Raw genomic sequence first — 25,988 nt, forward strand, 5'->3', positions numbered from 1 at the left:
TTTTATCATAAAACAAATTGAAAAACGCTGATATTCAAGTATTTGTATTAAAAAAATAAAACAATATGCAATTATCCATTCCGGCTTGCCCAAAAAGAAGCTTTGTTCAGCAATCTCAAAGCAGCGAATACCGCTTTTCAAAAAATCTATCCGGGCGACCGCAGCGAGCGGCAGCCTGTACATACGCTGTATGGCGGAGCTAATTTATTCAAATCTAACTCTGCCCAAGTGCTTGCCGAGCGTGCTTTGGAGGTGTTTCATACTTATAGCCCCGACTTTGTCACTTTCGGAAAAATATTTGCTTTGGAAGGAAGCTCCGCTTTTTCAGATGGTCGCAGTGCCGCCGCGTGGAAAGCCGAATACGAAGCCCTCACACCCGAATCACGCCGCGCCCACCCCGCGCGTTTGAGCTACGAAGTATATGAAAAAGTAGTGCGCAAGCTAAAAACCGAAGCCATTGAAGATTTTCGGATTGATTTTGAAGATGGCTACGGCAACCGCAGTAACGAAGAAGAAGACGAATGTGCGGCATTTGCGGCACAAGAAGTAGCCAAAGGTATGCGCGAAGGCACTTTGTCGCCTTTTATCGGTATTCGTATCAAGCCGTTTACGGAAGAAATGAAAGAGCGCGGTTTGCGCACATTAGATATTTTTCTCAGCACACTCGTTGCCCACACACAAGGTGCATTGCCGGATAATTTTGTGGTGATGTTGCCCAAAGTTACCATTCCCGAACAAGTGAGCACGCTGGTAGCCTGTTTTGAAATTTTGGAAAAAATGCTGCACCTGCCCGCCAACAGCCTGAAAATGGAAATGATGGTAGAAACCACCCAATCTATTATGGACAGCGATGGCACAAACCCTTTGTATCGTTTTGTTAAAGCCTCCAAAGGGCGTTGTATTGCCATGCACTTTGGCACTTACGATTATACAGCTTCGTGCAGCATTACGGCAATGTATCAGGAAATGGATCATCCGGTATGCGATTTTGCGCACCACATGACCAAAGTGGCTTTGGCGCACACGGGTATTTGGCTCTCGGACGGTGCTACCAACACCATGCCCATCGGACCGCATCGCGGCGATGCCCTTACGCCGGAGCAGCAGCACGAAAATACGGCAGTGGTGCACCGTGCTTGGAAAAAAGGCTACGACCATATCCGCCATTCGCTGTGGCACGGCTACTATCAGGGCTGGGATTTGAATCCCGCTCAGTTTCCGATGCGTTATGCGGCGGTCTTTGCTTTCTTTTTGGAAAGTTATGACGATGCCGTAGCGCGTTTGAAGACTTTTGTAGAAAAAGCTGCCCGCGCCACCCTCATCGGTGATGTGTTTGATGATGCTGCCACCGGACAGGGACTGCTCAATTATTTTTTGCGGGCACTCAACAGTGGAGCTATCAGCGAAGAAGAAGTATTACGTACCGGACTTACTTTAGATGAAATACGCAGCCGTTCTTTTAAAAAGATTTTAGAAAACCGCAAGCAGTAACAATTTAAGATAATAAATATTATATACAAATCGGCTAAGGTTCTTTTTTCAAAAAGGATCTTAGCCGATTTGTTTTTTTTATTACTACTATTTTTTAATTTGAATACGCAGCAATCAAATATCTATTTGGCTAGTTGTTTTAGATTCATTCCTTCAAAAAAGCCAAACGAACATTCATTTAGCATGCGTATAATTACTGCATATACAAACGAATATACAAACATACTCAAAGTATCCTGATTGAAAATCTGCATCAAAATACGATATACATCGGGACTGGCGGTGCGCAATTGAAGTGGTGTTTCAAAAAAGGCTTCGGCACAGGCTGTAAACAAATTTAAAAAGTTGCTCTCCAAATAAGCAGCATTGGAAGAAGGAAAACCGATGCGCTCCTGATTGATACGTCCTATCGCAAAACGCTGCCAATGCAATAAATTTTCGGGCTGTACCGCAAATACTTTAACAGGACTCAAATGGTGCTCCCAGTATAAAGCGTGAATAAAATAATGGAGGGTGATGTTGTAGTTGAGTTCGGGCTGCTGAAGATTTTGGAGCAAACTCTGCCAATTAACGACCACAATACCATCGGTGCGCACTTCGCCGTAGTGAAATTGCTGTGTGGCATTGGAATAATACAGCATCGCCTGCACCAACACCGTATGAAAATGCGGAAAAAGATAATAATCCAAGCCCCAGGTGAGCTTGATGGCGGTGGCAGCTATCAATATGCGTATTTCTTCAGCCAAATTAAACCCCGCCGCCTTGATGTGTTTTATATTGATAAATTGCGCCAGCCGCTGCTCAAAAATGCTTTTTTGGCTCTCTTCCAATAAATTGTAAAACAGGAAATAATCCTGCAATACAGTGCGTTGTTGTTCGGATAGGATATAATAAGTAGCTGTTGTGTTCATTTCCTTAATATATATCAGATAGAGAATACATCTCTATAACGAAATTAATTGCCAAAAAATGCGAGCAAGGGACTCCAAATTCGCCGACTCCAGTCTTTTTTTCCGCCATACATCGCTCCTTCATCTACAAATAACTGCACCGAATAGCCTTTTTGTTCCAGCAAAGCGGTCATTTTTTCGATAGATTGCTGCAAACGCAGTTCGTAATCGCTGTTGGTGCCGTTGTCAAAATAAAAAGACAGGTTTTTATAAGCTCCCGCATCATCGGCAACTTTTTTGAGGTAAGTGTAGTATTCTTTTTCCCAATCAAAGCGCGGCGACAAACAAATGGCTTTTCCAAAGGCTTGCGGCTGCTCCCACGACAACAAAAACGCCGTGAGTGCGCCCACATCAGCTCCCATCGACACGGTATTTTCGGCTTCGGGCTGCGTGCGGTAGTGTTGGTCAATGAAAGGTTTGAGCGTATTAGCTACAAAGTTGCGGTAGGAAGCATTGCAATTACGGCTAAATGACGTAAATCCCGCGTCCATACCGTTATTAATGCTCACCACAATAATATCCTGCAAACGCTGCGCTTTGATGAGGCTGTCCACACGCTCGGCAATGCGCCAGCGATAGGAGGCAATCGTGGAAGAACCATAAAATCCCTGCAAACCATCGTGTACATACAATACCGGATAATGTGCTTCGGAGTCGGTGGCGTAACTGTCGGGCAATGTAACCGTAACACGGCGTTGCAAGCCGCCGCTGCTCGGCAGGTCGTTGTGATAATGGTATTTGGAAAAAACGGGGGCGGCGGGTTCGGGGCGGCTGTAAGCATTATCACCGCCGCCGCTTGATGAGGGAGAAGCGATTGAAGTTGTGTTTTTGCTGCCGCCGTGTATATCCAACCAACGGTAAATGTGCAAATCAATCACAGTATCGCGGCGTGCCGCAAAAGAAAATTCGAGGGTTTCGCCGTTGCTGTCAATCGCTTCTGTGCCACTGCGCCCGCGCGTGATATGAAAAGTGATGTTTTCGCCTTTAGGAAACTGAAAAATACGCAGCCAAGACCCCTCATTTGCTTTAAACAAAGGCGTTCCGCTGCCGTTCCAAGCCCCCAAATAAGCGTGGTTGCCCTCTACGCATACCATATCGCTGCCAATATTGCCTTTGCACGACACAATAAAAGACACACGAATCGGCTGTGTTTGAGCGAAAAAAAGTAAAATAAATTTCAGTGACAGTAAAAAAGAATAGCAATACATATTTGCTGTGCGGTTACATAAATCAGACAACAAAAGTAGTTTTTTTCAAATAAATAGCGAAAAACAGTTTGTTTTTTTATAAAAAAACAAAACAGATAAGCTATCAAATTCCGAATAAAATATATTATATTTGTTAATATTTCTTAATTTTTGCATATTTTTTAATTTTTCAACTAAATCTTTCGTTGATTTTTTATGCTCAAAATTTTTTTAATTCATTTTCTATTCCTCATTCTCTTCTTCAAAAAAAATGTATGAAAAACCAATTTGTTGTATTATTATTCGGATTGTTGTTGCTGGCTGCCTGTAGCAACAGTAGCAAAGATTCGGAACCGATGGGTGTGGCTGCCGATGGTGCTGCCGCCCCTACGGTTGCTGCCGACAATGACACCGAAAGCCAACTTTCCAAAACCCGTGCCGCCGCCGCATCTGCTCCGGCTACCAACGAAGATTTGATTGTTTCTTTACCTTCTTCGGCAGCAGCCAAGCTCGGCTTGCACGACAGCACCCGCCGCCTCATTCGCACCGCCGACATTAAATTTCGTACCAAAGATGCAGTAAAAAGCACTTATGCTATTGAAGATATTGTGGCGCGGCACGGCGGCTTTATTACCGCTACCCACCTGAGCAGCGAACTCAACCGCGAAAAAGAACAAAATATCAGCCGCGACTCCATATTGATAACGACTTTTTATACGGTCAATAATCGCCTGCAATTTCGTGTACCTGCCGCCAAACTCGATGCCACACTCAGAGATTTAAGCCCTTTGATGGATTTTTTGGACTACAGAAATATTACCGTAAAAGATGTAACGCTAAACATACTTAGCAACCAATGGAACAGCCGCCACAATGAAGAAAGTGCAGAGCGATTGCGGGAGCAAGCAGAGGAAGGAAAATATCAAAACAAAACGCTCTCCGCCGAAGAGTTGGCTTGGCAGCGCGAAGAAGCCGCCCAACAGGCGAAGATGGAAAACCTGTCGCTCGCCGACCAAATTGCATACAGCACCGTAGATGTGCATTTATATCAGCGCGAAACCGTACGGCGCGAAATAGTACCCAACGAAAACGACAGCCGCCGCTACGAGCCTAACTTTTTCTTCAAACTGGCAGATGCCGTGCAAGATGGATTTGATGTGCTGAAACGTGTTGTTTTGGCGGCAGTGCAGGCGTGGTGGCTTTGGCTGATATTGGCTTTGGCTGTGTTTTTAATACGCAAATATGTAAGCCCCGATTTTCTGCGCTCCAATGCTGCACACAAAAGAAATTTAAAAATATAAGATTTTCTTTCCTTACCGAAACTTTTAAAGTTTCGGTAAGGAAATACACTAAACAGCTTTATTATTCTTCCTCCACAATATAAACCTTCTCAGATGGTTTGTGATAGAGGTTTTTTTCCCGCGCTACGCGCTCCAGTTCCTGTATGTTACTCAATTGCTGGCGTTGTTTTTTCATTTTATCTATTTCTACTTTTTTTTCGGCAATATGCGTGCGAAGTTCCTGTACTTCAGCACTCAGTTCGCTTTTTTTCAGCCAACTATTATTGCTCAAAAAACCTATCCACGCTATAAAAGCAATAAAGGTAAGAATATAACGATTGCGCAGTGTAGGCGGTAGTTTTTTAATAAAATTGTTCCAGTAGGTTTTCATTATCAGGCAATAAATTAGAAAATATAAAAATTACAACTAATTACTTGCCCCAAAGATACTGCAAAAAGTACTATCTTTTGTTAGGTTTGGTGTGTATATGATATAAAAAACAGATTTTGTATATCTTTTTATAAAAAAACATAAAATACACATAAGTACGATATATTCAAGGAGTAATGTGTATCTGAAAAAATCATATATCTTTGTGACCCTTGTTTTTTTTAGGAAAATTACTTGTCTGAAAAATATTGATTATATCGCTTGAAACCTATCCTTCGCAACGATTATCTGCAACTGCATTTTATTGTATTTCTGTTCGGATTTACGGGAGTATTGGGCAAATTGATTAGTTTGCCAGCATTGCCATTGGTACAATATCGGGTTATTTTTGCTGCTTTGGGTATGGGTGCAGTAGCTTGGTGGCGCAGCGTTGATATGCGGGTATCTGCACGGCAATTGTTTCAGTTATTGGGCGTAGGTTGCATTGTGGCGGCGCATTGGTTTACTTTTTATTATGCCATCAAAATTTCCAATGTATCGGTTACACTCGGCTGTTTTGCCAGTGCCACTCTATTTACGGCTATTTTAGAACCTGTTTTGGAACGAAAGAAAATTTCTAAATTGGAAATATATATCGGTATTCTGGTTATTATCGGCTTATATTTCATTACTTGCTTTGCTATTGAGTATTGGCAAGGCATTGTGGTGTCGGTGGTGTCGGCTTTTTTGTCGGCACTTTTTGGAGTACTCAACAAACAATTGGTGCGCAGCTTGCCGCCTGTTACTATTTCGTTGTACGAAATGCTGGCGAGTGTGCTGCTGTTGAGCATAGCGGTTGCAGCTACGCAACAGGTAGTGCTGCCCTGGGAGGTGGCTTGGAGCGATTATTTTTGGCTGCTGATATTGTCGGGCTTATGCACGGTGTATGCCTTTATCGGAATTGTGAGCCTGATGCAACGCCTGTCGGCATATACAATAGTGTTGGCAATTAATATGGAGCCGATATATGCCATTGTATTGGCTGCAATGCTGTTCAAAGATTCGGAGCGGATGGATTGGGGATTTTATGCGGGAGCTTTTATCCTGATTGCAACTATTTTCATGTACCCAATGTTACAGCAAAAAGCAAATCACCTCTCAAAATAATTAAAATGAAACATATTGAATTAGCCGCTCGAATATTTATAGGCTTGGTACTAATCGCCGTATTTACGCTGATTTGGATTTACTTGGGCAATATTGTCATTTATGTATTGCTTGCTGCCCTGTTGGGGCTGATAGGCAGACCCTTTGTACGCTCTTTATGTAATATAAAAATCGGTAAATATCATTTACCTCGCCCACTTGCTGCTATTTTTACGTTACTGATGTTTTATTTGGTACTTGTGTTGCTGTCTATGATATTTATTCCTTATGTATTTAGTCCTTTATCGCAGTTGGCAGATATTGACGTAGATGCTTTGGTACAATACTTAGATGGACCCTATCATCAACTCCGTACTTTTTTGATGCAATACGGTATCATACCTCAAAATACGCCTTATTCTCCTACACAGTTTATTGTAGAAAATATCAAAAAAGCCCTTGATTTTGAAAAAGCAGGTAGCGTGGTACGCTCGTTATTTGGTGTATTGGGCAATGTAGCCAATATTATTACCGGTTTGTTTTCGGTTACATTTATCAGTTATTTTTTTATGGTAGATGAAAAAATGTCGTACCATATTTTAATGACTATTGTACCTTCTCAATATGAAAAACGTACAAAAAAAGTACTTAATACTTCCAGCTATTTTTTGTCGCGCTATTTAAAGGGACTGGTTATTCAAAATATTATTTTTACTTTTCTTATCACCACTGCTATGTGGCTATTGGGCGTAGATAATGCAATTTTGATAGGTGTAGTTGCCGGTTTTTCCAATATTATTCCGTATGTGGGACCTATTATTGGCGGTTTTTTTGCTCTTTTTATAACCATTACTGCCAATGTCGGCATTGATTTTTCCAGATTTTATTGCCATTATTACTCAAAATAAGTGCCTCTTTTATAGTTGTTCAGTTTATTGACAACTGGTTGGTGCAACCCTATATTTTCTCCAATAGTGTGGAGGCGCATCCTTTGGAAATTTTTATTGTGATTTTAGTAGCGGGTACGCTCGGTGGAGTGGGAGGTATGGTACTCGCCATTCCTGTTTATACCATTTTGCGCGTGGTGGGTATGGAGTTTTTAAGCCAAAATAAAATTGTACAATCTCTTACCCAAAATATAGAACATGTAGAGCAAGAGCCTGCTTCCAAAATACCCTCGTCCAAAAAACAATAAACCTGACTTTTACTTAAAAAAGTGAAATTGTCATAATTTATTTCTTTTTAAAGCTTTCTGTCTGTAAATTTACTGCTTTCTCCACCCTGTTTATATTACAGACAATTTTTTGATGAATATTGTATTTGCCAGCAGTAATGCCAATAAATTAAAGGAAGTATCGGCTATTGGCGGGTTTCCTGCCGGAAGTCGTTTGCTCACTTTGAACGACATCAATTTTACGCAAGAAATAGAAGAACCCTTTGATACGCTCGAAGCCAACAGCCTCCACAAAGCCCGCACGGTGTGGCGTGCCTACGGCTTGCCTTGCATCGCCGAGGACACGGGCTTGGAAGTAGAAGCCCTCAACGGCGCACCGGGTGTTTTTACGGCACGCTACGCCGGCGCACAAAAATCAGCCGCCGATAATATCGCTAAACTCCTCAAATCCTTGGAAGGACACCACAACCGCAGAGCACGTTTTCGTTGCGTGGTATCGTGGATAGATGCGCAGGGCAGCGAAAAACAATTTGAAGGTATCTTAAATGGTACGATTTTAGAAAATCCTTGCGGTACAGGCGGTTTTGGCTACGACCCTGTTTTTCAGCCGCAGGGTTATGAACACAGCCTTGCAGAAATGACATTAGCCGACAAAAACAAAATTAGTCATCGTTTTATTTCATTTGAAATTTTTTTTTCATATCTTCGTACAATATTATAACAACATCGTACAATATTATAACAACAAAGCCGTTTAAGGTTGAACCAGCACAGGTGTAATAGCATACACAGCACACTTATTAAGGTATATTGTTGATGACAAATAACACATATATAAAAAAAGTGCCGTATGCTTACAACCTTTTTTTATTTTTTTCATCTTACTACAAGCAAAAACCTATGTTCGGCAAATTATTTGCAAAGAAAACAGAGGAGCAACAATTGATAGAAGGTTGCATTCAGGGCGATGCACGCAGCACTACAGCTTTTTACAAACGCTTTTCGGCGAAAATGTTCGGAGTGTGTATGCGATATGCAAAAGATCGCTTCGTGGCAGAGGATATTTTTCAGGAGGCTTTTATCAAGGTGTTCAACGGCTTGCCTACTTTCAGAGGCGAAGGTTCGTTGGAAGGTTGGGTACGCCGCATCTTTGTAAATACTGCCATTGAGCATTATCGCCGCCACTCCAATTTGTATCCGATTATGGAAGTGCAGTATGCCGTACAAGAAGAATGGAACGACCATATTGTAGAGCAAATGAGTGCTGAAGAATTGCTGTCGTTGATTGATAAATTGTCTGTTGGATACCGAACTATCTTTAACTTATATGTAGTAGAAGGCTATTCGCACAAAGAAATTGCCAATATGCTCAATATCAGTGAAGGTACTTCTAAATCACAATTGGCAAGAGCCAAAAGTTTATTGCGGCAAATGATAGAACAACAAGAGCCTAAGCAACAGCGTGAAAAATATGTCTGATGAAAGATTTGAACAATTAGTACGCGAAAAATTGCGCGATTATGTCGCTGCTCCTCCGGCGGTGGAGCAGGCAATACGGCATCAATTGCAACAACAACAGCGCAACAAAAAATCTTTGCGCACCAAATTTGGTGCAGCAACTTTATTGCTTTTACTGCTGTCGGGCGGTTTATTCTATTTTTTCAATCGCTACGAAATCATCATTCAACCTCGCCACTACGATATAACTACATCGGCGACCCACGAAAACATTACAACAGCTACCGCTCCAACAACAGTCACTACGCTATCGCCACTGCCTGCTTCAGCGGAGGTAGCCCTTGTGCCCTCTTTACCTCATCAACCGCATTGGTCATCATTCCATTCCGATAAAAAAACACCTGCTTCTTCAGGTGTTGCCCTTGAAATCCCTACGACACCCGTAACTACAACTGCTGTGACAAGTTCAGCCCCTTTGGTGGCAGTACTGACACAGCCTGTAGATGTATTGTCGCCTATTAAAAGCGATCCTATCAGTGATGAAAGCGACAAAAACCCTCAAACCGCCGAAATAGCTTCTATATTGCCTTTACCCGCAGCAACTATTTATCCTGATTATCCCGATATTGCCATACCCGCTTCTATGCGCCCTTCGTGGAAAGGCTTGCATTGCGGCATTTTTTATACCGCCAACTGGGTGCGCCTACTAAGTACCAACAGCAGCAGCGAACACCAAAATGTGGACATACTGCCTACTTGGGGCTCAAATTATGGTTTTCAGATAGGATATGATTTTAATAATGAATGGGGGATAACCGCCGAATGGATCGCTGACTCCAAACAAGGACAACGCTACCTGCTCAATCATCAGGAAAAAAACATACGTTTGTCTTATACATTTGTATCGCTACTTGCTAAACGCAATTATGCACAGTCACATTCGTGGTTGCATCGCCCTACAGCTTGGCATTGGATAGCGGGTATCAGTATCGGAAAATTAAAATCTGCCGAATTAAATACTAATTTAGAAATACCGATAGCTCCCGAACCACTTTTGCGCAACAGCGAATTGGGCGGTATTGCAGGTATCGGCTACAATGTACAAATAACACCCAACCATATATTTTCATTGGAAAGCCGAGTGCAATACCACAACTCTTTTGAGCGTGCCGAAACTTCACAGTCTCCTTTGTTAGCAGTTGGTCTGCAAGCCTCTTTGAAATATAAATTTGCTAAATAATAGCAATTTTTTATATTTATATATGGCAGCGTACTATTTTGATTAACTTTGCGGGCTTAAAATCCCTAATTATTGCGCCCAAGTATTCCAAGATAGTATTCCAACATGATGAATCATTTATACGCTCTACGTATTATCGCAATTTTACTTAGTTTTTTTACAGGTTTAGCTCCATTGGCTGAGGCTCAGGATTGTGGTTTGCAGTTTTCGCATCAAAAACTCTATGAAAAGGATGCCGTTTATCAAAAACGCAACGATGCGCTTAATCTGCAATTAGCCGCCGCCACACCGCTCAAAGACGAAACAATTTATACCATTCCGGTAGTGGTGCACATTATCCACCAACCCGGTGCCAATATGGGTACGGGCGGCAATATCAGCGACCAACAAGTATTTGATGCCATCAGCGCACTCAATGACGGTTTTTCCAATCAGGGCAATTATTACGACAATGTCGGTATCAATATTCGTTTTGAGTTTTGTTTGGCGAGCGTAGCTCCGAACGGGCAAAGCACCAATGGCATTACCCGAACCGCTTCGTGGCAGGATTATGAAGTAGATTCGGCAACTGAAGAGCCTTCTTTTAAAGCAGCCACTTCGTGGGATACCAAAAAATATATGAATATTTGGGTAGTAAACGGCATCAGTAATTCGGCGCAGGGAGTTACAAATGTGGTAGGATATACTTATTTGGCATCGGCACACGGCTATTATTTTGATGGTGTCACCATAGAAGCTGATTATTTCGGAACTACCCTCAACAATAATAAAGCACTTATTCACGAAGTAGGGCATTATCTGAATTTGGAACATACCTTTAACGGCGGCTGCAACAACAGCAATTGTATGTTGCAGGGCGATTATGTATGCGACACACCGCCCGATAATAGTTCGAGTTATTTTTCCTGCGACAGTCCCCCCAACACTTGCAGCACTGACGATGACGACAATACGGCGCAAAATCCGTTTCGTCCTGTGTGGAACGGCGGCTTGGGCGATGTAGCGGATATGTTGGAAAATTACATGGACTACGGTTACAAAAATTGTCAAACGCGCTTCACTGAGGGGCAGAAAACGCGCATGCGCCAAAGTTTTTTATCGTATCGCAGCAGTTTATTACAGAGTAATGTCTGTGCAGACATCACGCCACCTGTTCAGGTGGTAGATGCCGGTATTGAAAAAATCATTTTAATACCCGATAATTGTAACGAGAATTTTTCGGCAACGGCAGTTGTAAAAAATTACGGACAAGAAACCATTACTTCAATGCAAATGGTGTATTTGTTTAATAATCAGCCTTTGCAGAGTTTTGTTTGGAACGGCTATTTAGCCGCCGGAAACAGTACAAATGTTTTTATCAATAATTTCTCAAGCAATAATGCGGGGTCTTACTCGCTCACGGTATTAGCCACCAATGCCAACGACAACGGCAACGACAGCAATACCAACAACGACCAAGCTAACAGTAATTTTTATAATACAGCTTATCAGAGCGTTCCTTTTACGGAAAATTTTAACAGCGGCGGCATCGGTAATTTGGTGTGGAATGTCAAAAACCCCGACAATGGCAATACTTGGGCTACTAAAGTTGTACCCGATTGTAACAGCAGTAATCAAACGGCGGCTTTTATCAAATTTTACAACAACAATAACTATGGTGCGGAAGATTATATGGAAGTAAAATTAGATTTAAGTACCTATAACACCGCTTCTCTTCAATTTGATGTGGCTTATGCCATGCTCAACAGCTACAGCAATGATGCCCTGCAAGTAGCTGTAGCTGAAAATTGCAATGGCATTTTTAATGAAATTTATTATAGAAATGCGTGGAATTTGAGCACAAGTAGTTCTTTTATGACCGCCGAGTGGCAACCTTCGGCTTGCTCGCAATGGCGCAAAGAAACCGTGAATTTAGATGCTTATGCCGGAAAAAAAATCTTGTTGCGTTTTAAGGCTATCAACGGAGACGGCAATAATCTGTATTTAGACAATATAAAGGTAAATGCTGCCATACAAGTTCCCTGTAATGTTCCCAACGGTTTGCAGGTGAGCAACGTCACCGAAAACGGGGCTTTTTTGTCGTGGCAACCCAACTTACAAGCCACTCAATATTCTTTGGCGTATCGTATTGCTACTGCTTATGATTGGAGTTATGTAACTATATATGGCAATACTTATACTGCTCAAAATTTGCAGGCAGCTACCTATTACGAATGTAAAGTAGCAGCCGTATGCGCTGCCGGCAGCCAAAGCGAATACAGTGCAGTTCAAGGATTTACGACAGCTACTCCCTTATATAGAGCCGCCCATACCCACCGACACCACCACTGTCACCGACCCCGAAGAGCCGCAGGATACAACTATTATCATTACACCACCCGACTTGTCGTGTGCAGCCCCTTCTTTTGTATCGGTATATGGCATCGGGCAAGATGTGGCACAGTTGAACTGGGAAAAAGGCAACAATGCCATCGGATATAACATTCGTGTGCGCCGCGAAAAAGCCGAACAGTGGGACAATTATTATACGGGTGATTTGTGGACTCCTTTAAAAAACTTAGAAAAACTATCCGATTATCAAATAGAAATATACAGTATTTGTACACAGCAAGTGAGCCAAGCACCTGCAACGCTGAGTTTTTCTACTTATGACGAACCCTGTGCTGCCGTAAAAAGCTTGCATCTTGGAAATATCAATTCCGAATCGGCGGTGGTTAGCTGGCAACTGAGCAATACGCCTACTTTGATTAATGTATATTTCAGGAATAAAAGCGAAGTAAACTGGAATCAGTATGCGGTCAATAATACAAACGAAGCCACTTTATGGAGTCTGCAACCCGACAGCGAATATGAGGCTTATTTATTATTGCAATGCGGCACAGCTTATAGTATTCCTTCCGATACTTTGAATTTTAAAACACAGAAAATTATTTCGTGCGATGCACCTTTTAACCTCAGTACCGAAAGTGTTGCAGCAAATTCTGTAAAATTGCAATGGGACAACACTGGAGGTGCTATCCAATACGAAGTATCTTATAAGTCAGAAGATGGAAAAAAATGGAAAAGTATCAACACGTATGATAAAAGCTGTTGGATTGGCGATTTAGCTGCCGACAGCAAATATATCTGGCAAGTAAAATCATTTTGTACCGACGGCGGCGAAAGCCCTGTTTCGGAAACGGCGGTGTTCAGTACAAAAATAGCTGCCGTCAATTTGAATAATATCGCACTTGACGAAACCCCCTGCTCGGCGATTACTGCTTTCAAACCTGTTTTTATCAATACCAACGATGCCTATTTTGTGTGGAGCGAAATAGCGGAAGAAAACGCTGTGTTTACAGTGCGTTGCCGCACGATTTTGGATACGGTATGGGTTGAGAAAAGTGAAGATGACGCTGCTGCATATTTAAGTGATTTGACACCACTTACCACTTATCAGATTCAGATACAAAAAACTTGCGGCAGTAAAATACTTGTTTCCGAAACATTAGTTTTCACTACTTTGCCCTCTTGCGCCACGCCGCAGCAACTCAGAGCCACCCGCCACGATGTGTTTTCTACTTTGCTCACCTGGCAAGCCACTGATTATGCTTTGGCGTATGTGGTGGAATATGGCGAACAAGACGGCAGTGTTATTTACAGCGACACTACTTCTGCTGCCCACTTATACATAGACCACCTGAATTTTTGCAGCGATTATTGGGCGCGTGTAAAAACCCTATGCAGCAACAACAACAATAATTACAGCGAAACCATTTATTTCAGCACTTCCCATTGCAACGGCGAAACCGCCTGCAATGGCTTTGGTTTTAATTCACAACATTTGTTTATAGACAGCCTCGCCATTGCCGGCACTTTGTGGCAACACAAAAGCGGCAACAACGATGGATATTTGCCTCTGCGCGACACCCTCGCCGCTCTGGAATTGGGAGCAGGGTATCAATTGGATATTATTTGCGGCGGTGGCAGCAACCGCTACTTCACCATTTGGATAGACTACAATCACAACCAACAATACGAAAGCTGGGAGCAAACGGCAACCTCCGGCGAAGCCAATATGACGGCTCTGGCATTTGCCTTGCCTGATTACATCACTCCTAATTATTACGCACTGCGTATCATTGCTGCCGATGCCCCTATCGCCGCCGATGCCGCCTGCGACTATGTATTTACGGGCGAAGCAGAAGATTATTGGTTAGAAATATTGCCGAAAAGTGGCGGTAAAAAAGGCAACACCGCCGCCGCCGCTTGGGAATGTTCCGTATTTCCGTTGCCCGCCCGCGATGTGGTATATTATCATCTGCACGCCTATTCGGGGGCTGTCTATTCGCTGGAATTATACGACATCAGCGGCAAACTCCTCCTTTTACAAACACAAAACGATGTGGCACAGGGTCAAATCAGCACTGCCCATTTGAGCAGCGGGGTTTATCTGTTGCGCATCGTTTCCGAGCAGCAGGTTCTACAAGCAAAAGTGGTGGTGGAATAATATTATTTCCATTTTTACAAGATATTTAACAAAAAGTGCAACAAAGCAATTGCTTTGTTGCACTTTTTGTCTTTTATTGCAGTATATTTGATATATTTGACGATTGTTCTGTTTTATTTTGCATTTCTTTTATGAAAACAATACATCTAAAAACATTATCAACATTAGTCGCACTATTTTTTTGCCTGTTGATAAATTGTCCCGTAAAAGCACAATTTGAGGCAAGAGCCGTCATAATAGAATTTTCAGGTAAATATTATTATAGTAGATTTAATGGGTACAGAAATCAATTCCAACCAATCCAAGAATCTTCTTTGTCTATTAAAAGTGGATTGGGTTATAATATATTAAAAAATCTGCAACTTGGAATAGGAGCTATATACCAAAGAGACACCTATATCCAACAGATATTTGCAGCTTTAAATACCTCCACAATAAAAAACACACACCCTTACCTGTTTTTGAGAGCGATGACACCTCCAATATTATCGCGTGTACAGGGTGCTGTTAAAGTGCAATATACTCAATGGAATATCCCTCTTTATAATATTTATAATAGCAAAAATTTATTACAAAAGGCTTCCAAAATAAATATATCGCCCGAATTGCATGTGTTTTTATTAAAATATTTAGACGCATATATTAATTTTCACGGATTTGAAGCCTTATTGTATAATGCCAACAATGAATACTACGACTTTAATTTAGAAGCCAAACAATGGAGTGGCGGAATGATGTTGCAACTATCTTTTTAACTCAAAAAAAACAAAATGACTTATGCTGAAAACAATATGTATTTGTATGGGTATGATGCTATATGTATCAAATACATTAAAGGCTCAATTACAAAAAAATGCTGTTTTGTTGGAATTAACAGGAATGGCTGCTTTGGGGGTTTATAATGGTAATAATTATACTACAAATGAAGAAACCAATTATAAAGAACTTTACAGAAAAATTCAGTTACAGGCGAATGTAGGATATGCCATTAATCGGCATTTTTATGCAGGTGTACAATTTCATTATCAATATGATCTTGAACAAGCTACAGCCACCCAAAAAGCCTATTACCACCGCGACACCATATTGTATTATAGTCCATATGAAGAAGATACGATAATTAGAATCACTACTCCACGCAATGCCAATGTAAAACACATTAAATCTAGTGTAAGCAGACCTGCTCTATATGTATATGGCGGTATTTCGAGAAAAGTCACTTCCAAAATATCCTTACATTTTCGTTTGGCAGCAGGTATTATGCAAGAGTATGTAAATTTAAAAAAAGTGGATTATTCACATAATAATTCTCACTTTTATACAATGGGCGATCCTATTATCATTGATCAACCTGTTATTTCATTTGACTATTCCAAAGAAGAACGTTTTTTATATTATTCTTATACCATTCTCTCTTTATCGCCTCAGCTTTTATGGCAAATATCTCACAGATGGGGATTGGAATGTAATTTTGGAGTTATTCGGTTTTCCAATTCTCCCCAAATTACTCAATTCCGGACGGATATAGAACCGAAATATTGGAATATAGGAGTTTTCTTTCTTTTTAACAATGGTATGCAACCAAAAAAATAATTATAATTTAAAATAATATGTTTTTTAAAAGATATATCCTGCGTTTCGTATTTGTATGCCATTCTTATTCTCAAAATTTTGGATTTTTTCACCCAAAAAATAATCTTTTTTCATTTAACTTTGGGGCGTTTTAGCTGTTATTGTACTTTTCAGAGTTATCTCCATTTTTTATTTTGTATTCTACTGTTCGTTCTTGGCTGCATCAACTTTTGGATATATCGCTGTTTCGGCGGGTATTGTCGTTATTGTCGCCGTATCGTAAGGTATTTTATGTAGCCTTGCTGTTGGCGGTGTGTGGGGCGGTGTTGTCGCCTTTGCGCCCTTATCTCATTCAATACACCATTGATACGCACGTTTTGCACTACGATACAGTGGGTTTGCGCCGTATGATTGGTATTATTTTGGTATTGCTACTGATAGAAGGCGGCGTAAAATATATTTTTGCATATATTACTTCGTGGTTGGGGCAAAGTGTGGTAAAAGATTTGCGCACCCGCGTTTTTGAATACATCACCGCCCTGCGCTTGCGATATTTTGATACCACGCCCATTGGCACTTCCACCACGCGCACCATCAACGATGTAGAAGCCATCAACGATATTTTTGCCGCCGGTGTAGTGGATATTTTCGCCGACCTCCTTTCTATTGCCGTTGTGCTGGGTTTTATGTTTTACAGCGATTGGCGGCTCACTTTGGTATGTCTGCTCACTTTCCCCGTTTTTATTTATTGTACTTATCTGTTCAAAGAGGGTGTTAATAAAACCTTTCATATCATTCGCACACAAGTAGCCAAAATGAACGCTTTTTTGCAAGAGCATATCAGCGGTATGAGCATTGTGCAGCTTTTTGCCGCCGAACAAAAAGAAATGCAGCGTTTTAAAGCCATCAATGACGAACAAACACGCGCCAACATTGATTCTATCTGGTATTATTCTTTGTTTTTTCCGGCAGTAGAAATTATTCAGGCGAGTGCTTTGGGGCTGATGCTTTGGTATGGCTCTTATCGGGTGATGGGCAATGCGGCTTCTATCGGTACGCTCATCGCTTTTATGATGTATTTGAATATGTTGTTTCGCCCTTTGCGCGTCATTGCCGACACTTTCAACACCTTGCAAATGGGACTGATAGCGGCAGAGCGTGTGTTTGCGTTATTGGACAAAGCCGAATGGCGACAACGCAATGAGGGCACTTTGCAGGCAAGCACTTTACAGGGAAAGGTGGAGTTTAAAAATGTATTTTTTCGTACAACGACAAAGACTGGGTATTGCGCAATGTGTCTTTTCAGGTAGCCGCGGAAAAACTTTAGCCTTAGTGGGAGCTACCGGAGCAGGAAAATCTTCCGTTATCAATATCCTTAACCGCTTTTATGATATTCAGCAAGGCGAAATTTTGATAGATGATGTGCCGATACAGCAATACGAACTTTCGGCATTGCGCCGACAAATAGGGCTGGTATTGCAAGATGTGTTTTTGTTTTCAGGAACTATTTTGGATAATATTACGCTGCGCAACCCCGCCATTCCTTTTGAAAAAGTAGTAGAGGCTGCTACGCTGGCAGGTGCGCACGAATTTATACAAAAACTGCCCGAAGGCTACCACTATCAGGTGCTGGAGCGCGGAGCTACGCTGTCGCAGGGGCAACGGCAACTGATTTCCTTTGTGCGGGCATTGGTGTATAATCCGCACATTTTGATTTTGGACGAAGCCACCGCCTCCATTGATACCGAAAGCGAAATATTGGTGCAGCAGGCGATGGAAAAACTATTGGAGGGGCGTACCGCCATCATTATTGCGCACCGCCTGAGTACCGTGCGCCACGCCGACCATATTTTGGTGCTGCGCAAGGGCGAAATTGTGGAAAGCGGCACACACGACACGCTGCTGCAAGTACAAAACGGCTATTATCGCCGCCTCTACGAAATGCAGTTTGATAAAGAGCGCGTGTAGTTTTTAGGCGTGTTTGAGGTAGTATTGTATTAAAATCAACTTTTTATTTCTTCCTTTTATAAAGAAAAAAGAAACAGGTATTTGCAAAAAACAAGCGAAATTTCGCTACCTTTGCGACATTATTCAAAAAACAATATTTTAACCCTATTAAAATAGTCCATGAAAATTTTAGTTTGTATCAGCAAAGTACCCGATACTACCACCAAAATTTCTTTTACCAACAACAATACGCAGTTTAATGAAAGTGGTGTTACTTCCATTATCAACCCCACCGATGAGTGGTATGCTTTAGTGCGTGCTTTGGAATTGGTAGAACAAAACGGCGGCTCGGTGACGGTGGCTTGTGTGGGCGATGCCACTGCCGAACAACTCATTCGCAAAGCCTTGGCTATCGGCGGCGATGAAGGTGTACGCATTGACGTAGAGCCGCAAGATGCGTATCAGGCAGCAGCGAATTTGGCAGCATATGCTAAAGACAAAAACTTTGACATCATTTTTACCGGTAAAGAAACCATCAATTACAACGGCTCAATAATGGGCGGTATGTTGGCAGAATTGCTCGATTTGCCTTATATTTCTTTGGCTTCTAAGTTGGATATACAAAGCAATATCGCTACTATTGAGCGCGAAATTGAAGGCGGCAGAGAAATTGTAGAAGTGGCAATACCCTTTGTGGCGAGTGCCAATAAGGGTTTAGCCGAACAGCGTATTCCCAATATGCGTGGTATTATGGCGGCACGCACCAAGCCCGTGCAGGTAATTGCGCCTTACAGCAACACAGATGCACTTACGCAAGTGGTGGGCTACGAATTGCCGGCGGCGCGTTCTTCGGTGCAGTTGATAGCCCCCGACAATATGGACGAGTTAGTACGTCTTTTACACGAAAAATCAAAAGTGATATAATCTCTTTTTGTAATTTTTTTTAAAGAAACAAGGAGATTTTCAATGCTTTGCAGCATTTCAACAGTTTCAAAGCAAGATAACCGTCAATTTATTTTTTATCTGACCCATTTTATATATTTTTAAATATCTATGAGTATTCTCGTTTTTATAGAGCACGAAGGAAATAAAATAAAAAAATCATCGCTTGAAACTGCTTTGTATGGTGCGGCTATTGCCCAGCAGGAAGGCAGCACTGCTCAGGCAGTAGTATTGGGCGATATTGATGCGGCACAAGCCGCCACTTTGGGCAAATACGGCATATCCAAAGTATGGCAGGTGGGCGGCAATTTCAGCGATTTAGATGCAAACCGCCACAGCCGCGCAGTTTCGGAAGTTGCCCAACAATGTGGCGCAACCACCATCGTTTTTAGTCATAATTATACCGGAAAGGCAGTAGCCCCGCGCGTAGCGGCACGCCTGAAAGCCGGTTTGGTATCGGGTATTGCCACTTTGCCGAAAGCCGATGGCATCGTATGCAAGAGTTCTTTTTCGGGAAAAGCTTTTGCCGATTATCGCGTTCTGTCGCCGATACGGATATTGTCGCTTACGCCCAATTCTATGCCCGTAAAACCGACTTCGGACAATAGTGCTGCCGTAGAAACGGTGCAGGTGAACGTACCCGTTGCACAGGTAAAAGTAAAGCAAGTGGTGAAATTATCGGATAAAATTCCTTTAACCGAAGCAGAAATCGTAGTATCGGGCGGGCGCGGTTTGAAAGGTCCTGAAAATTGGGGAATGATAGAAGAAATGGCGAATATTTTAGGTGCTGCCACTGCTTGCAGTCGTCCGGTTGCCGACACGCACTGGCGACCACACCACGAGCATGTAGGTCAAACAGGAATTGCCATCAGCCCTAATTTGTATATAGCTATCGGTATTTCGGGAGCTATCCAGCATTTGGCGGGTGTGAGCGGCAGCAAAGTAATTGTGGTTATCAACAAAGATGCCGAAGCTCCTTTCTTTAAAGCCGCCGACTACGGAGTGATAGGCGATGCTTTTGAAGTAGTACCGCGCCTCAACGAAGCACTCAAAAAATTTAAAGCCTCGCATGCATAGGGGCAGGTAAAGAAAAAAGAATATTATTGTTCTTTTTCTTGATAAAAAATTAAAGCCCTCATTTGTTATTCAACAGCAAATGAGGGCTTTTTTTATTTTTAAAAAGTTTTGTTTATTATATCCACGCTGCCACCGTCTGTGCAGAAATAGCATTGTGGCTGGCCTGGTAAACGGCAGCTCCGTTTTTGATAACAATCACCTGCGGCGATTGGTGTGCTATTTGTAGGCGTGCTGCCACCGTATTGGAAACCTCCCGAAACGCCAATAAATCCAAATAATACAGTGTTGCCGCATCTTCGTCCTTGTGCTGCCATTGCCGCTCAAAACGTTGTTTTGCCATATCGCTGATGGAGCAGCGCGTACTGTGCTTAAAAATAACCTGAGTTTGCTGTTGCGATGCCGTCAGAATTTCTTCTAATTGTGTTTCACTTTGCAGAGGAATCCAGTTCATAAAATAAAGAAAATAAGCAGATGAAAATAAAAATTATATGTACATCAACAAATAAAAACAAAAAAGTTTGAATAAAAATGCAAAAAATCATTTTTAGTACAAGTAAGGCATATCAAATGTGCCAATAAAACAACATCTTTGCTTTAATATTTTTTTAAAAATAGGCGAAACCTGAGAACCATATTTGGTGTTTTTACTTTTTATTTCTAATCAATCAACGATACAATCAATCTGTATATAATGAATATTCAAAGAATTGTTGCGACTATATTCTTCTTATTGTGTTTGCAGTGTTGGAATACACAGGCACAGGAAAAATCGGTTTATTTTGAAGGCAATGCTGCTCAGTCCACCGAAGATTTTTATTTTTTGTATTATCCTCAATACCTCGCCGGCAGCGACAGCGTCGCCGTAAAAGCCCAGCAACAAGGCGGGCGGTTCAGTGCCACTTTGCCCCTCGATGCGCTGCGTACCGTGCTGCTGCGCTACGGCAATCAGGAGGCGACTTTGGTGGCTGCACCCAACGATACCATTACACTGAATTTCAATGCCGACTCGTTAGTGGCTACGCTGCAATTTCCCGATAGCACCCGTGCCGCTTCTGCACAGAATCGTTTTTGGCAGGCTTTTTATAAAAAATTCCAAAAAGATTACAGTCCGGTGGCTTGCACCAACCTGATGACCGAAACCGTAAATGTGGACAAATACGAAATGGATATTTTCACGCAACGCTCCCAACAATGGAATTTTTTGAAAAATTACCGCGAGCGCAGCCGCTTTTCCAAAGCATTTGCCCAATATGCCGAAGACAATATCCGCTATCATTATGTATATCAACTATTTGCATACCCTATTATCAGAGGCAACAGCGACCAAAAAAACATGCGGGTACAGCCTTTGCCTGCCGTTATGCTCGATGCCGTAAACGAAGATATGATTAATCGCCCCGAACTCCTGAATTTAGAAGCCTATCGCAATTTTTTAAAATACTACATCATTTACAAAGCCTCCGAAAGTAATGATTTTCAGAAATTTACGAGTATCAATACTTCGGTGTCTTTAAAATACAAAACTGCACAAGACTATTTGAGCGACGAACCTCTGCTGTATTTTATGAGCGAACACTTGTTGGAATATGGCGAAAAAATGCTGCCTTCTACGCTGCGCCGTATTCACAGCGATTTGGAAGCCGCCGACCAGCAAACCCACTATGCCCAACTCGTGGCGCAACGCTGTCGGGAACGCCTCGCCGCCGAAGACCCCAAAGACGAAACTGCCGTTGCCTCCGCCGAGCCTGTGCCCGCCAAGAAGAACACCGATGCGCTGCTGATAGATATGAAAGGAAAAGAAGTAAAACTGAGCGATTTTGAAGGAAAAGTAGTGTATATAGATTTTTGGGCAAGCTGGTGTGGTCCGTGTAGAGCGCAATTCCCTTTTGCCAAACAATTACACCATCGTTTTACCAAAAAAGAATTGGAAAAAATAGTGTTTTTGTATGTAAATATTGACAATACCGAAGAAAAATGGAAAGAAGCCTTAGAAAAATTAGAAATAGAAGGGTTTCACGCTTTTTCGGCGGGCGGCTGGAACTCCAAAGCAGCAAAGCATTTTCAGCTCAATTCTATTCCGCGCTATATGATTATGGACAAAAAAGGAAAATTTGTGGACATCAATGCGCCGCGCCCCCAACAAGCAGATGAAGTATATCAGATGCTGAAAAATTTGTTGTAATAAAAAGTCGGAATTATACGTTTTGAGTGTTTTTTGGATAAAAAACGAACAAAACAAATTTATTTGATGCTTATAATTCAAAAACATACATTATATTTGTAAAAAATATTAAATCGGTTGATATATGAGAAAATTATTTTTTACCTTTATTTTTCTTGCAGGCAGTATGGCACTGTTGCAGGCGCAATTGCCCATTGCTAATTTTCCCGACTTCGACCACCCTGATGTGAAAGGGCAGCAACATCATTTTTATCAATATCTTGAAGAAGGAAAAATAGTAGTTCCGCTGTTTTTGGATATGTGGAACAACACTTGTTTAGAGCGTGCGGCGGCTTTCAATGAAGTGTGGGAACGCCACGGACCCGATGGCGACAATACAACAATCGTTGTTGGTTTGGAAAGTACCCCCAATGGCAGCGATGCCGATGTAGCTACTTTTCCTGCCGATTATCCGATGATAAACACTATCAAAGGTTGCAGCGACAAACCAAATTGCGGATTGCCGCATTATTATGTGGTATGCCCCGACGGTTACTGGACAAAAGTAGATGCCGCCGACCCTGCCAACCTCGCCGATGCTTTTACGCAAGCCATCAACAATTGCCCCGTTTTTGATTCTGATGCCGCCGTATTGAGCATCGACAGAAACTATGTGGTGTGCGATGGTCAGATTTCGCCCAAAGTAAATTTTTATAATCGCGGCAAAAATGCCCTCACTTCGGCAGTATTTATGGTTAAGCTCAACGGAGTAGTACAAACTTTTTTTCCTTGGAGCGGCAACTTAGCGCAGTTCGGCACACAAGATGTCGTTATTCCCGCCTTTTCTGCTCCCACCGAAAGCGGCGCGTATGAACTTTCTATTGAGGTGAGCAGCCCCAATGGTGTTATTGACCAACAAAGCGGCAACAATAAAAAAATATCTTCGGTGTATATCATTAATCCTGCCGAAGCCGAAAATATGACTTTGGAGGTAGAACCCGATTTTTATCCCGAAGAAGTGGTATGGCAAATAACTACACAAGACGGTACCGTGGTACTCGGCGAAGGAAAAGGATATAATGGTGCATTTACGCAAGCTCTGTGCGCTCGCAAAGGCGAGTGCTACACCCTGCATTTATACGATGAAGGATTTGACGGCTTTGAAAGCGGCGGCGGTGCTGTTTATCAAAACGGCTACAAAATTTTTGATTTTACTTCCGACAACCACAAGTTTGGATATAGTAAATTCGATTTCTGTATGTCTGTCGAAACGGTAAGTGGCAACGGTCCCACCGAAACCGGCGGCTCTCCGCAAACCCACACCGGCATAGGGGATATTCAGAACACCGCAATAACATTTGTACGCACACAGCAGCAGATTTATATTGATAGCGAAATAGCTTTACAAGGAGCTAATGTACAAATTTATGATATGAAAGGAAGCATTATGCAGAAAGAAAAATTGAATATTGCACAACAAATAGACATCAGTACACTGAGCAGCGGCGTATATGTATTGCACCTGCAACATTCGCAAGGCGATGCTACTTATAAATTTTCGGTGCTGAAATAAAAATGATAAGTAAATAATTAGGTTTTACAAATAAACCTTTTAATAATTATTTCAATGATGGAATACAGGTGTGATAAGCACGGTTTTTAATGAAAATCCTTTCAATCATTGTATTCAAAACCAAATAAAAATCGCCCGCCTTCGCAGTGGCAGATTTGATTTAATTTTTCCACTTTACCGTCAAATAATTTACCGTCAGCATTTTTATCCCTTTCGTAAATATCATTTCTGAAATTCAAATTGCCTTTGGAGTCCACCCACGAGGTGAAATAAGTAATTGTTACCGGAATTTTTCTTGCCTTTACCTGTATTTCTTTTTCTCCTGTATTTTTGAACACAGAATCAATTTTTTCACTTGGCCATGCTTTATTGTCCCTCAATACAAATTCTGCCAGTTTTTGCGGCTCTGCCACACGAATACAGCCGTGGCTGAAAGCACGGTCGGTATCGTTGAAATATTTTTTGGAAGGGGTATCGTGCATGTAAATACTGTACTGATTGGGAAATAAAAATTTCACTTTGCCCAAAGCATTTTTTTCGCCGGGTTTTTGGCGGAGGATATAGGGAAAATTGTCCTCAGTTACTGTATTCCATTTGATGCTTGACGGCGATACGGCTTCCGAATCATCGGGTGTGCGTACTATTTCCATATCGTGCGATTTCAGATAGCCGCTCGGATTTTTTTTGAGGTCGGGTAAAATTTCTTTTGTGATAATACTGTGCGGCACATACCAATATGGCGAAAATACCACCGTACTCAATTTGTCCTTTAAACAACTCCGTTTTAGCACTCGTTTTGCCCACCACCACACGCATACTCCACAGCAAGCTGTCGTTGCTATTAAATGCGTGCAGTTTGTATTCGGGAACATTTACAAGCAGATACTCGCCCTCGGCTTTAGTAGACAACCAGCGCAGACGCTCCAAATTAATATACATCGTGCGCAGACGCTGTGCGAGCGGTACATTGATTGCCTCTATAAAGTCTTTGCCGATGGCAGTATCGCGGGGTAAGCCGTGGCGTTTGCGGAAATTTACAACCGCCTCTACCAATTCCGGCGAATAAAGGTCGGAACTATCGGCTTTCGGCAAATCTTTGAGTATCGCCAAACGCTGCCTGATTGCCGGAATTAAAGGCGATTTTGTGTTGGGGCGAATTGGTTTTTTTGGCGCGGTTAAAGGCTCTAATTGGTCATACTGGGGCTGGATTTTTTTTATTTCTATAATACAGTCACGCATTTTATTGTATTGGGGGTGGATAATGCCCTGAGTGCCTTCTCCGTTTACCAAATTAGTCAAAGCGTCTTCGTATGACAATTTTTTCTTCGGAATATACCAACCCAAATCTTTTAGTTCGGTTTCCGAATCACCTTCAAATTCTTTATCTGCATACTGAAAGAACAAAGAAGTGAGCAATAGCTCTGTATTTATATCGGGAGTACTCTTTTTCTCATCTCCCCAATATATTTTTTCTACCAAATCATTAATGGTTTCTGCTTTAATCGCATTCTCGCTGCTGTCGGTAAATAATTCAAGGTGCTCTAAAAGATGACTCATAAAGGCGGCACTGTGTTCGTTGAGTCCGGTGGAATCGTACCAGGCGTATTCAAAATTACGGTCGCGGTAAAAATTGGAAATATGGATAGCATATTTAGAAAATTGAGAATTTTTTTCTAAAAACTCTTTAATCCGGCTGCTGTCCAAAAAAACGGCAAAATAAGCATTGTCGGCATTGATGGTGCTGTCAATGGCAAGAATGGTGGGTTTTGTACTTTGAGTTTCTTGAGTGGTAGCGGTATTATTGTTTTTACAGCCGACTGCTACTAAACTTATCCACACCAATATTATTAAAAGTGCAGAAAGGTAGGGTTTATAGATACGCATATATAAAAATGAAAGATGTTTTTTAAAAAAACGATAGTCCCGAAAAA

The 25,988-nt window shown here is 41.8% G+C and carries 22 protein-coding genes and 2 pseudogenes; 18 read left to right on the forward strand and 6 right to left on the reverse strand.

Going from position 1 to position 25,988, the window contains the following annotated elements:
• Nucleotides 1-63 precede the first annotated feature (63 nt).
• Entirely contained in the window at nucleotides 64-1,491 is a 1,428-nt protein-coding gene (locus tag IPL35_04985) for a phosphoenolpyruvate kinase (protein ID MBK8442793.1), read from the forward strand.
• A 122-nt stretch (nucleotides 1,492-1,613) separates the two neighbouring features.
• Here IPL35_04985 and IPL35_04990 read toward each other — a convergent pair whose 3' ends face one another.
• Both IPL35_04990 and IPL35_04995 read right to left on the reverse strand, forming a co-directional pair.
• Nucleotides 1,614-2,402 carry a zinc-dependent peptidase gene (locus IPL35_04990; GenBank protein MBK8442794.1) on the reverse strand — a complete coding sequence of 263 codons (789 nt, stop codon included), beginning with the start codon at nucleotides 2,400-2,402 and terminating at the stop codon, nucleotides 1,614-1,616.
• A 44-nt stretch (nucleotides 2,403-2,446) separates the two neighbouring features.
• Nucleotides 2,447-3,577, reverse strand: coding sequence for a hypothetical protein (locus IPL35_04995; protein ID MBK8442795.1), 1,131 nt, complete (start codon nucleotides 3,575-3,577; stop codon nucleotides 2,447-2,449).
• A 326-nt stretch (nucleotides 3,578-3,903) separates the two neighbouring features.
• On the opposite strand from IPL35_04995, the gene IPL35_05000 reads away from it, so the two are divergent.
• Nucleotides 3,904-4,929, forward strand: a complete 1,026-nt coding sequence (locus IPL35_05000; GenBank protein MBK8442796.1) for a DUF4349 domain-containing protein — start codon at nucleotides 3,904-3,906, stop codon at nucleotides 4,927-4,929.
• A gap of 61 nt (nucleotides 4,930-4,990) precedes the next feature.
• Here the strand turns inward: IPL35_05000 and IPL35_05005 are convergent, their stop codons facing one another.
• Nucleotides 4,991-5,299, reverse strand: a complete 309-nt coding sequence (locus IPL35_05005; protein ID MBK8442797.1) for a septum formation initiator family protein — start codon at nucleotides 5,297-5,299, stop codon at nucleotides 4,991-4,993.
• A gap of 261 nt (nucleotides 5,300-5,560) precedes the next feature.
• Between IPL35_05005 and IPL35_05010 the strand changes: the two genes are divergently transcribed.
• The 14 genes and pseudogenes from IPL35_05010 to IPL35_05075 all read left to right on the forward strand — a co-directional run bounded on the left by IPL35_05010 (nucleotide 5,561) and on the right by IPL35_05075 (nucleotide 20,323).
• Nucleotides 5,561-6,445 carry a DMT family transporter gene (locus tag IPL35_05010; protein ID MBK8442798.1) on the forward strand — a complete coding sequence of 295 codons (885 nt, stop codon included), beginning with the start codon at nucleotides 5,561-5,563 and terminating at the stop codon, nucleotides 6,443-6,445.
• A 5-nt stretch (nucleotides 6,446-6,450) separates the two neighbouring features.
• On the forward strand, nucleotides 6,451-7,332 hold the full coding sequence (locus IPL35_05015) for an AI-2E family transporter (protein MBK8442799.1): 882 nt from the start codon (nucleotides 6,451-6,453) through the stop codon (nucleotides 7,330-7,332).
• Nucleotides 7,311-7,619, forward strand: coding sequence for an AI-2E family transporter (locus IPL35_05020; GenBank protein ID MBK8442800.1), 309 nt, complete (start codon nucleotides 7,311-7,313; stop codon nucleotides 7,617-7,619). The genes IPL35_05015 and IPL35_05020 overlap by 22 nt, the downstream gene beginning before the upstream one ends.
• Nucleotides 7,620-7,731: 112 nt before the next feature.
• Nucleotides 7,732-8,319 (forward strand): RdgB/HAM1 family non-canonical purine NTP pyrophosphatase, encoded by a 588-nt coding sequence (rdgB, locus tag IPL35_05025; protein MBK8442801.1) that lies wholly within the window; start codon nucleotides 7,732-7,734, stop codon nucleotides 8,317-8,319.
• A 179-nt stretch (nucleotides 8,320-8,498) separates the two neighbouring features.
• On the forward strand, nucleotides 8,499-9,077 hold the full coding sequence (locus IPL35_05030) for an RNA polymerase sigma factor (protein ID MBK8442802.1): 579 nt from the start codon (nucleotides 8,499-8,501) through the stop codon (nucleotides 9,075-9,077).
• Nucleotides 9,070-10,296: a hypothetical protein gene (locus IPL35_05035; protein ID MBK8442803.1), complete on the forward strand. Its 1,227-nt coding sequence runs from the start codon at nucleotides 9,070-9,072 to the stop codon at nucleotides 10,294-10,296. The genes IPL35_05030 and IPL35_05035 overlap by 8 nt, the downstream gene beginning before the upstream one ends.
• A 174-nt stretch (nucleotides 10,297-10,470) precedes the next feature.
• Nucleotides 10,471-12,777 carry a fibronectin type III domain-containing protein gene (locus tag IPL35_05040; protein MBK8442804.1) on the forward strand — a complete coding sequence of 769 codons (2,307 nt, stop codon included), beginning with the start codon at nucleotides 10,471-10,473 and terminating at the stop codon, nucleotides 12,775-12,777.
• A gap of 349 nt (nucleotides 12,778-13,126) precedes the next feature.
• Nucleotides 13,127-13,462: pseudogene (locus IPL35_05045) on the forward strand (fibronectin type III domain-containing protein).
• An 891-nt stretch (nucleotides 13,463-14,353) separates the two neighbouring features.
• Complete coding sequence (locus tag IPL35_05050) at nucleotides 14,354-14,785, forward strand: T9SS type A sorting domain-containing protein (protein ID MBK8442805.1); 432 nt, start codon at nucleotides 14,354-14,356, stop codon at nucleotides 14,783-14,785.
• Between the two features lie 35 nt (nucleotides 14,786-14,820).
• The gene (locus tag IPL35_05055) at nucleotides 14,821-15,540 is read left to right on the forward strand and encodes a hypothetical protein (protein MBK8442806.1); all 720 of its coding nucleotides are present in this window, start codon (nucleotides 14,821-14,823) and stop codon (nucleotides 15,538-15,540) included.
• 46 nt (nucleotides 15,541-15,586) lie between these two features.
• A complete protein-coding gene (locus tag IPL35_05060) occupies nucleotides 15,587-16,378 on the forward strand; it encodes a hypothetical protein (protein MBK8442807.1) in 792 nt (263 codons plus the stop codon).
• 197 nt (nucleotides 16,379-16,575) lie between these two features.
• Nucleotides 16,576-18,325 (forward strand): annotated as a pseudogene (locus tag IPL35_05065) (ABC transporter ATP-binding protein).
• Nucleotides 18,326-18,484: 159 nt separating this feature from the next.
• Nucleotides 18,485-19,228 (forward strand): electron transfer flavoprotein subunit beta/FixA family protein, encoded by a 744-nt coding sequence (locus tag IPL35_05070; protein MBK8442808.1) that lies wholly within the window; start codon nucleotides 18,485-18,487, stop codon nucleotides 19,226-19,228.
• A gap of 129 nt (nucleotides 19,229-19,357) precedes the next feature.
• On the forward strand, nucleotides 19,358-20,323 hold the full coding sequence (locus tag IPL35_05075; protein MBK8442809.1) for an electron transfer flavoprotein subunit alpha/FixB family protein: 966 nt from the start codon (nucleotides 19,358-19,360) through the stop codon (nucleotides 20,321-20,323).
• 115 nt (nucleotides 20,324-20,438) lie between these two features.
• On the opposite strand, the gene ytxJ is transcribed toward IPL35_05075, so the two are convergent.
• Nucleotides 20,439-20,774, reverse strand: coding sequence for a bacillithiol system redox-active protein YtxJ (ytxJ, locus tag IPL35_05080; GenBank protein ID MBK8442810.1), 336 nt, complete (start codon nucleotides 20,772-20,774; stop codon nucleotides 20,439-20,441).
• Between the two features lie 240 nt (nucleotides 20,775-21,014).
• Between ytxJ and IPL35_05085 the strand changes: the two genes are divergently transcribed.
• Both IPL35_05085 and IPL35_05090 read left to right on the forward strand, forming a co-directional pair.
• Nucleotides 21,015-22,505, forward strand: a complete 1,491-nt coding sequence (locus IPL35_05085; GenBank protein ID MBK8442811.1) for a TlpA family protein disulfide reductase — start codon at nucleotides 21,015-21,017, stop codon at nucleotides 22,503-22,505.
• A gap of 124 nt (nucleotides 22,506-22,629) precedes the next feature.
• Nucleotides 22,630-24,057 carry a T9SS type A sorting domain-containing protein gene (locus IPL35_05090; GenBank protein MBK8442812.1) on the forward strand — a complete coding sequence of 476 codons (1,428 nt, stop codon included), beginning with the start codon at nucleotides 22,630-22,632 and terminating at the stop codon, nucleotides 24,055-24,057.
• A 101-nt stretch (nucleotides 24,058-24,158) separates the two neighbouring features.
• On the opposite strand, the gene IPL35_05095 is transcribed toward IPL35_05090, so the two are convergent.
• Together IPL35_05095 and IPL35_05100 are read right to left on the reverse strand one after the other, a co-directional pair.
• Complete coding sequence (locus IPL35_05095; GenBank protein MBK8442813.1) at nucleotides 24,159-24,785, reverse strand: L,D-transpeptidase family protein; 627 nt, start codon at nucleotides 24,783-24,785, stop codon at nucleotides 24,159-24,161.
• Entirely contained in the window at nucleotides 24,682-25,941 is a 1,260-nt protein-coding gene (locus IPL35_05100; protein ID MBK8442814.1) for a hypothetical protein, read from the reverse strand. Before IPL35_05100 ends, IPL35_05095 begins: the two co-directional genes overlap by 104 nt.
• Nucleotides 25,942-25,988 lie beyond the last annotated feature (47 nt).

This window comes from Sphingobacteriales bacterium (assembly GCA_016711285.1).
In the GTDB taxonomy this organism is placed as follows: Bacteria; Bacteroidota; Bacteroidia; order Chitinophagales; family UBA2359; genus JADJTG01.

Bases quoted from the DNA above. Each gene is read 5' to 3' on its own strand.
- rdgB (MBK8442801.1), top strand. From the start codon at position 7,732: ATGAATATTGTATTTGCCAGCAGTAATGCCAATAAATTAAAGGAAGTA.
- IPL35_05100 (MBK8442814.1), bottom strand. From the start codon at position 25,941: ATGCGTATCTATAAACCCTACCTTTCTGCACTTTTAATAATATTGGTG.
- IPL35_05090 (MBK8442812.1), top strand. From the start codon at position 22,630: ATGAGAAAATTATTTTTTACCTTTATTTTTCTTGCAGGCAGTATGGCA.
- IPL35_05015 (MBK8442799.1), top strand. From the start codon at position 6,451: ATGAAACATATTGAATTAGCCGCTCGAATATTTATAGGCTTGGTACTA.
- IPL35_05005 (MBK8442797.1), bottom strand. From the start codon at position 5,299: ATGAAAACCTACTGGAACAATTTTATTAAAAAACTACCGCCTACACTG.
- IPL35_05035 (MBK8442803.1), top strand. From the start codon at position 9,070: ATGTCTGATGAAAGATTTGAACAATTAGTACGCGAAAAATTGCGCGAT.
- IPL35_05085 (MBK8442811.1), top strand. From the start codon at position 21,015: ATGAATATTCAAAGAATTGTTGCGACTATATTCTTCTTATTGTGTTTG.
- IPL35_05030 (MBK8442802.1), top strand. From the start codon at position 8,499: ATGTTCGGCAAATTATTTGCAAAGAAAACAGAGGAGCAACAATTGATA.
- ytxJ (MBK8442810.1), bottom strand. From the start codon at position 20,774: ATGAACTGGATTCCTCTGCAAAGTGAAACACAATTAGAAGAAATTCTG.
- IPL35_05000 (MBK8442796.1), top strand. From the start codon at position 3,904: ATGAAAAACCAATTTGTTGTATTATTATTCGGATTGTTGTTGCTGGCT.
- IPL35_05060 (MBK8442807.1), top strand. From the start codon at position 15,587: ATGGGTATGATGCTATATGTATCAAATACATTAAAGGCTCAATTACAA.
- IPL35_05075 (MBK8442809.1), top strand. From the start codon at position 19,358: ATGAGTATTCTCGTTTTTATAGAGCACGAAGGAAATAAAATAAAAAAA.
- IPL35_05070 (MBK8442808.1), top strand. From the start codon at position 18,485: ATGAAAATTTTAGTTTGTATCAGCAAAGTACCCGATACTACCACCAAA.
- IPL35_05050 (MBK8442805.1), top strand. From the start codon at position 14,354: ATGACGGCTCTGGCATTTGCCTTGCCTGATTACATCACTCCTAATTAT.
- IPL35_04990 (MBK8442794.1), bottom strand. From the start codon at position 2,402: ATGAACACAACAGCTACTTATTATATCCTATCCGAACAACAACGCACT.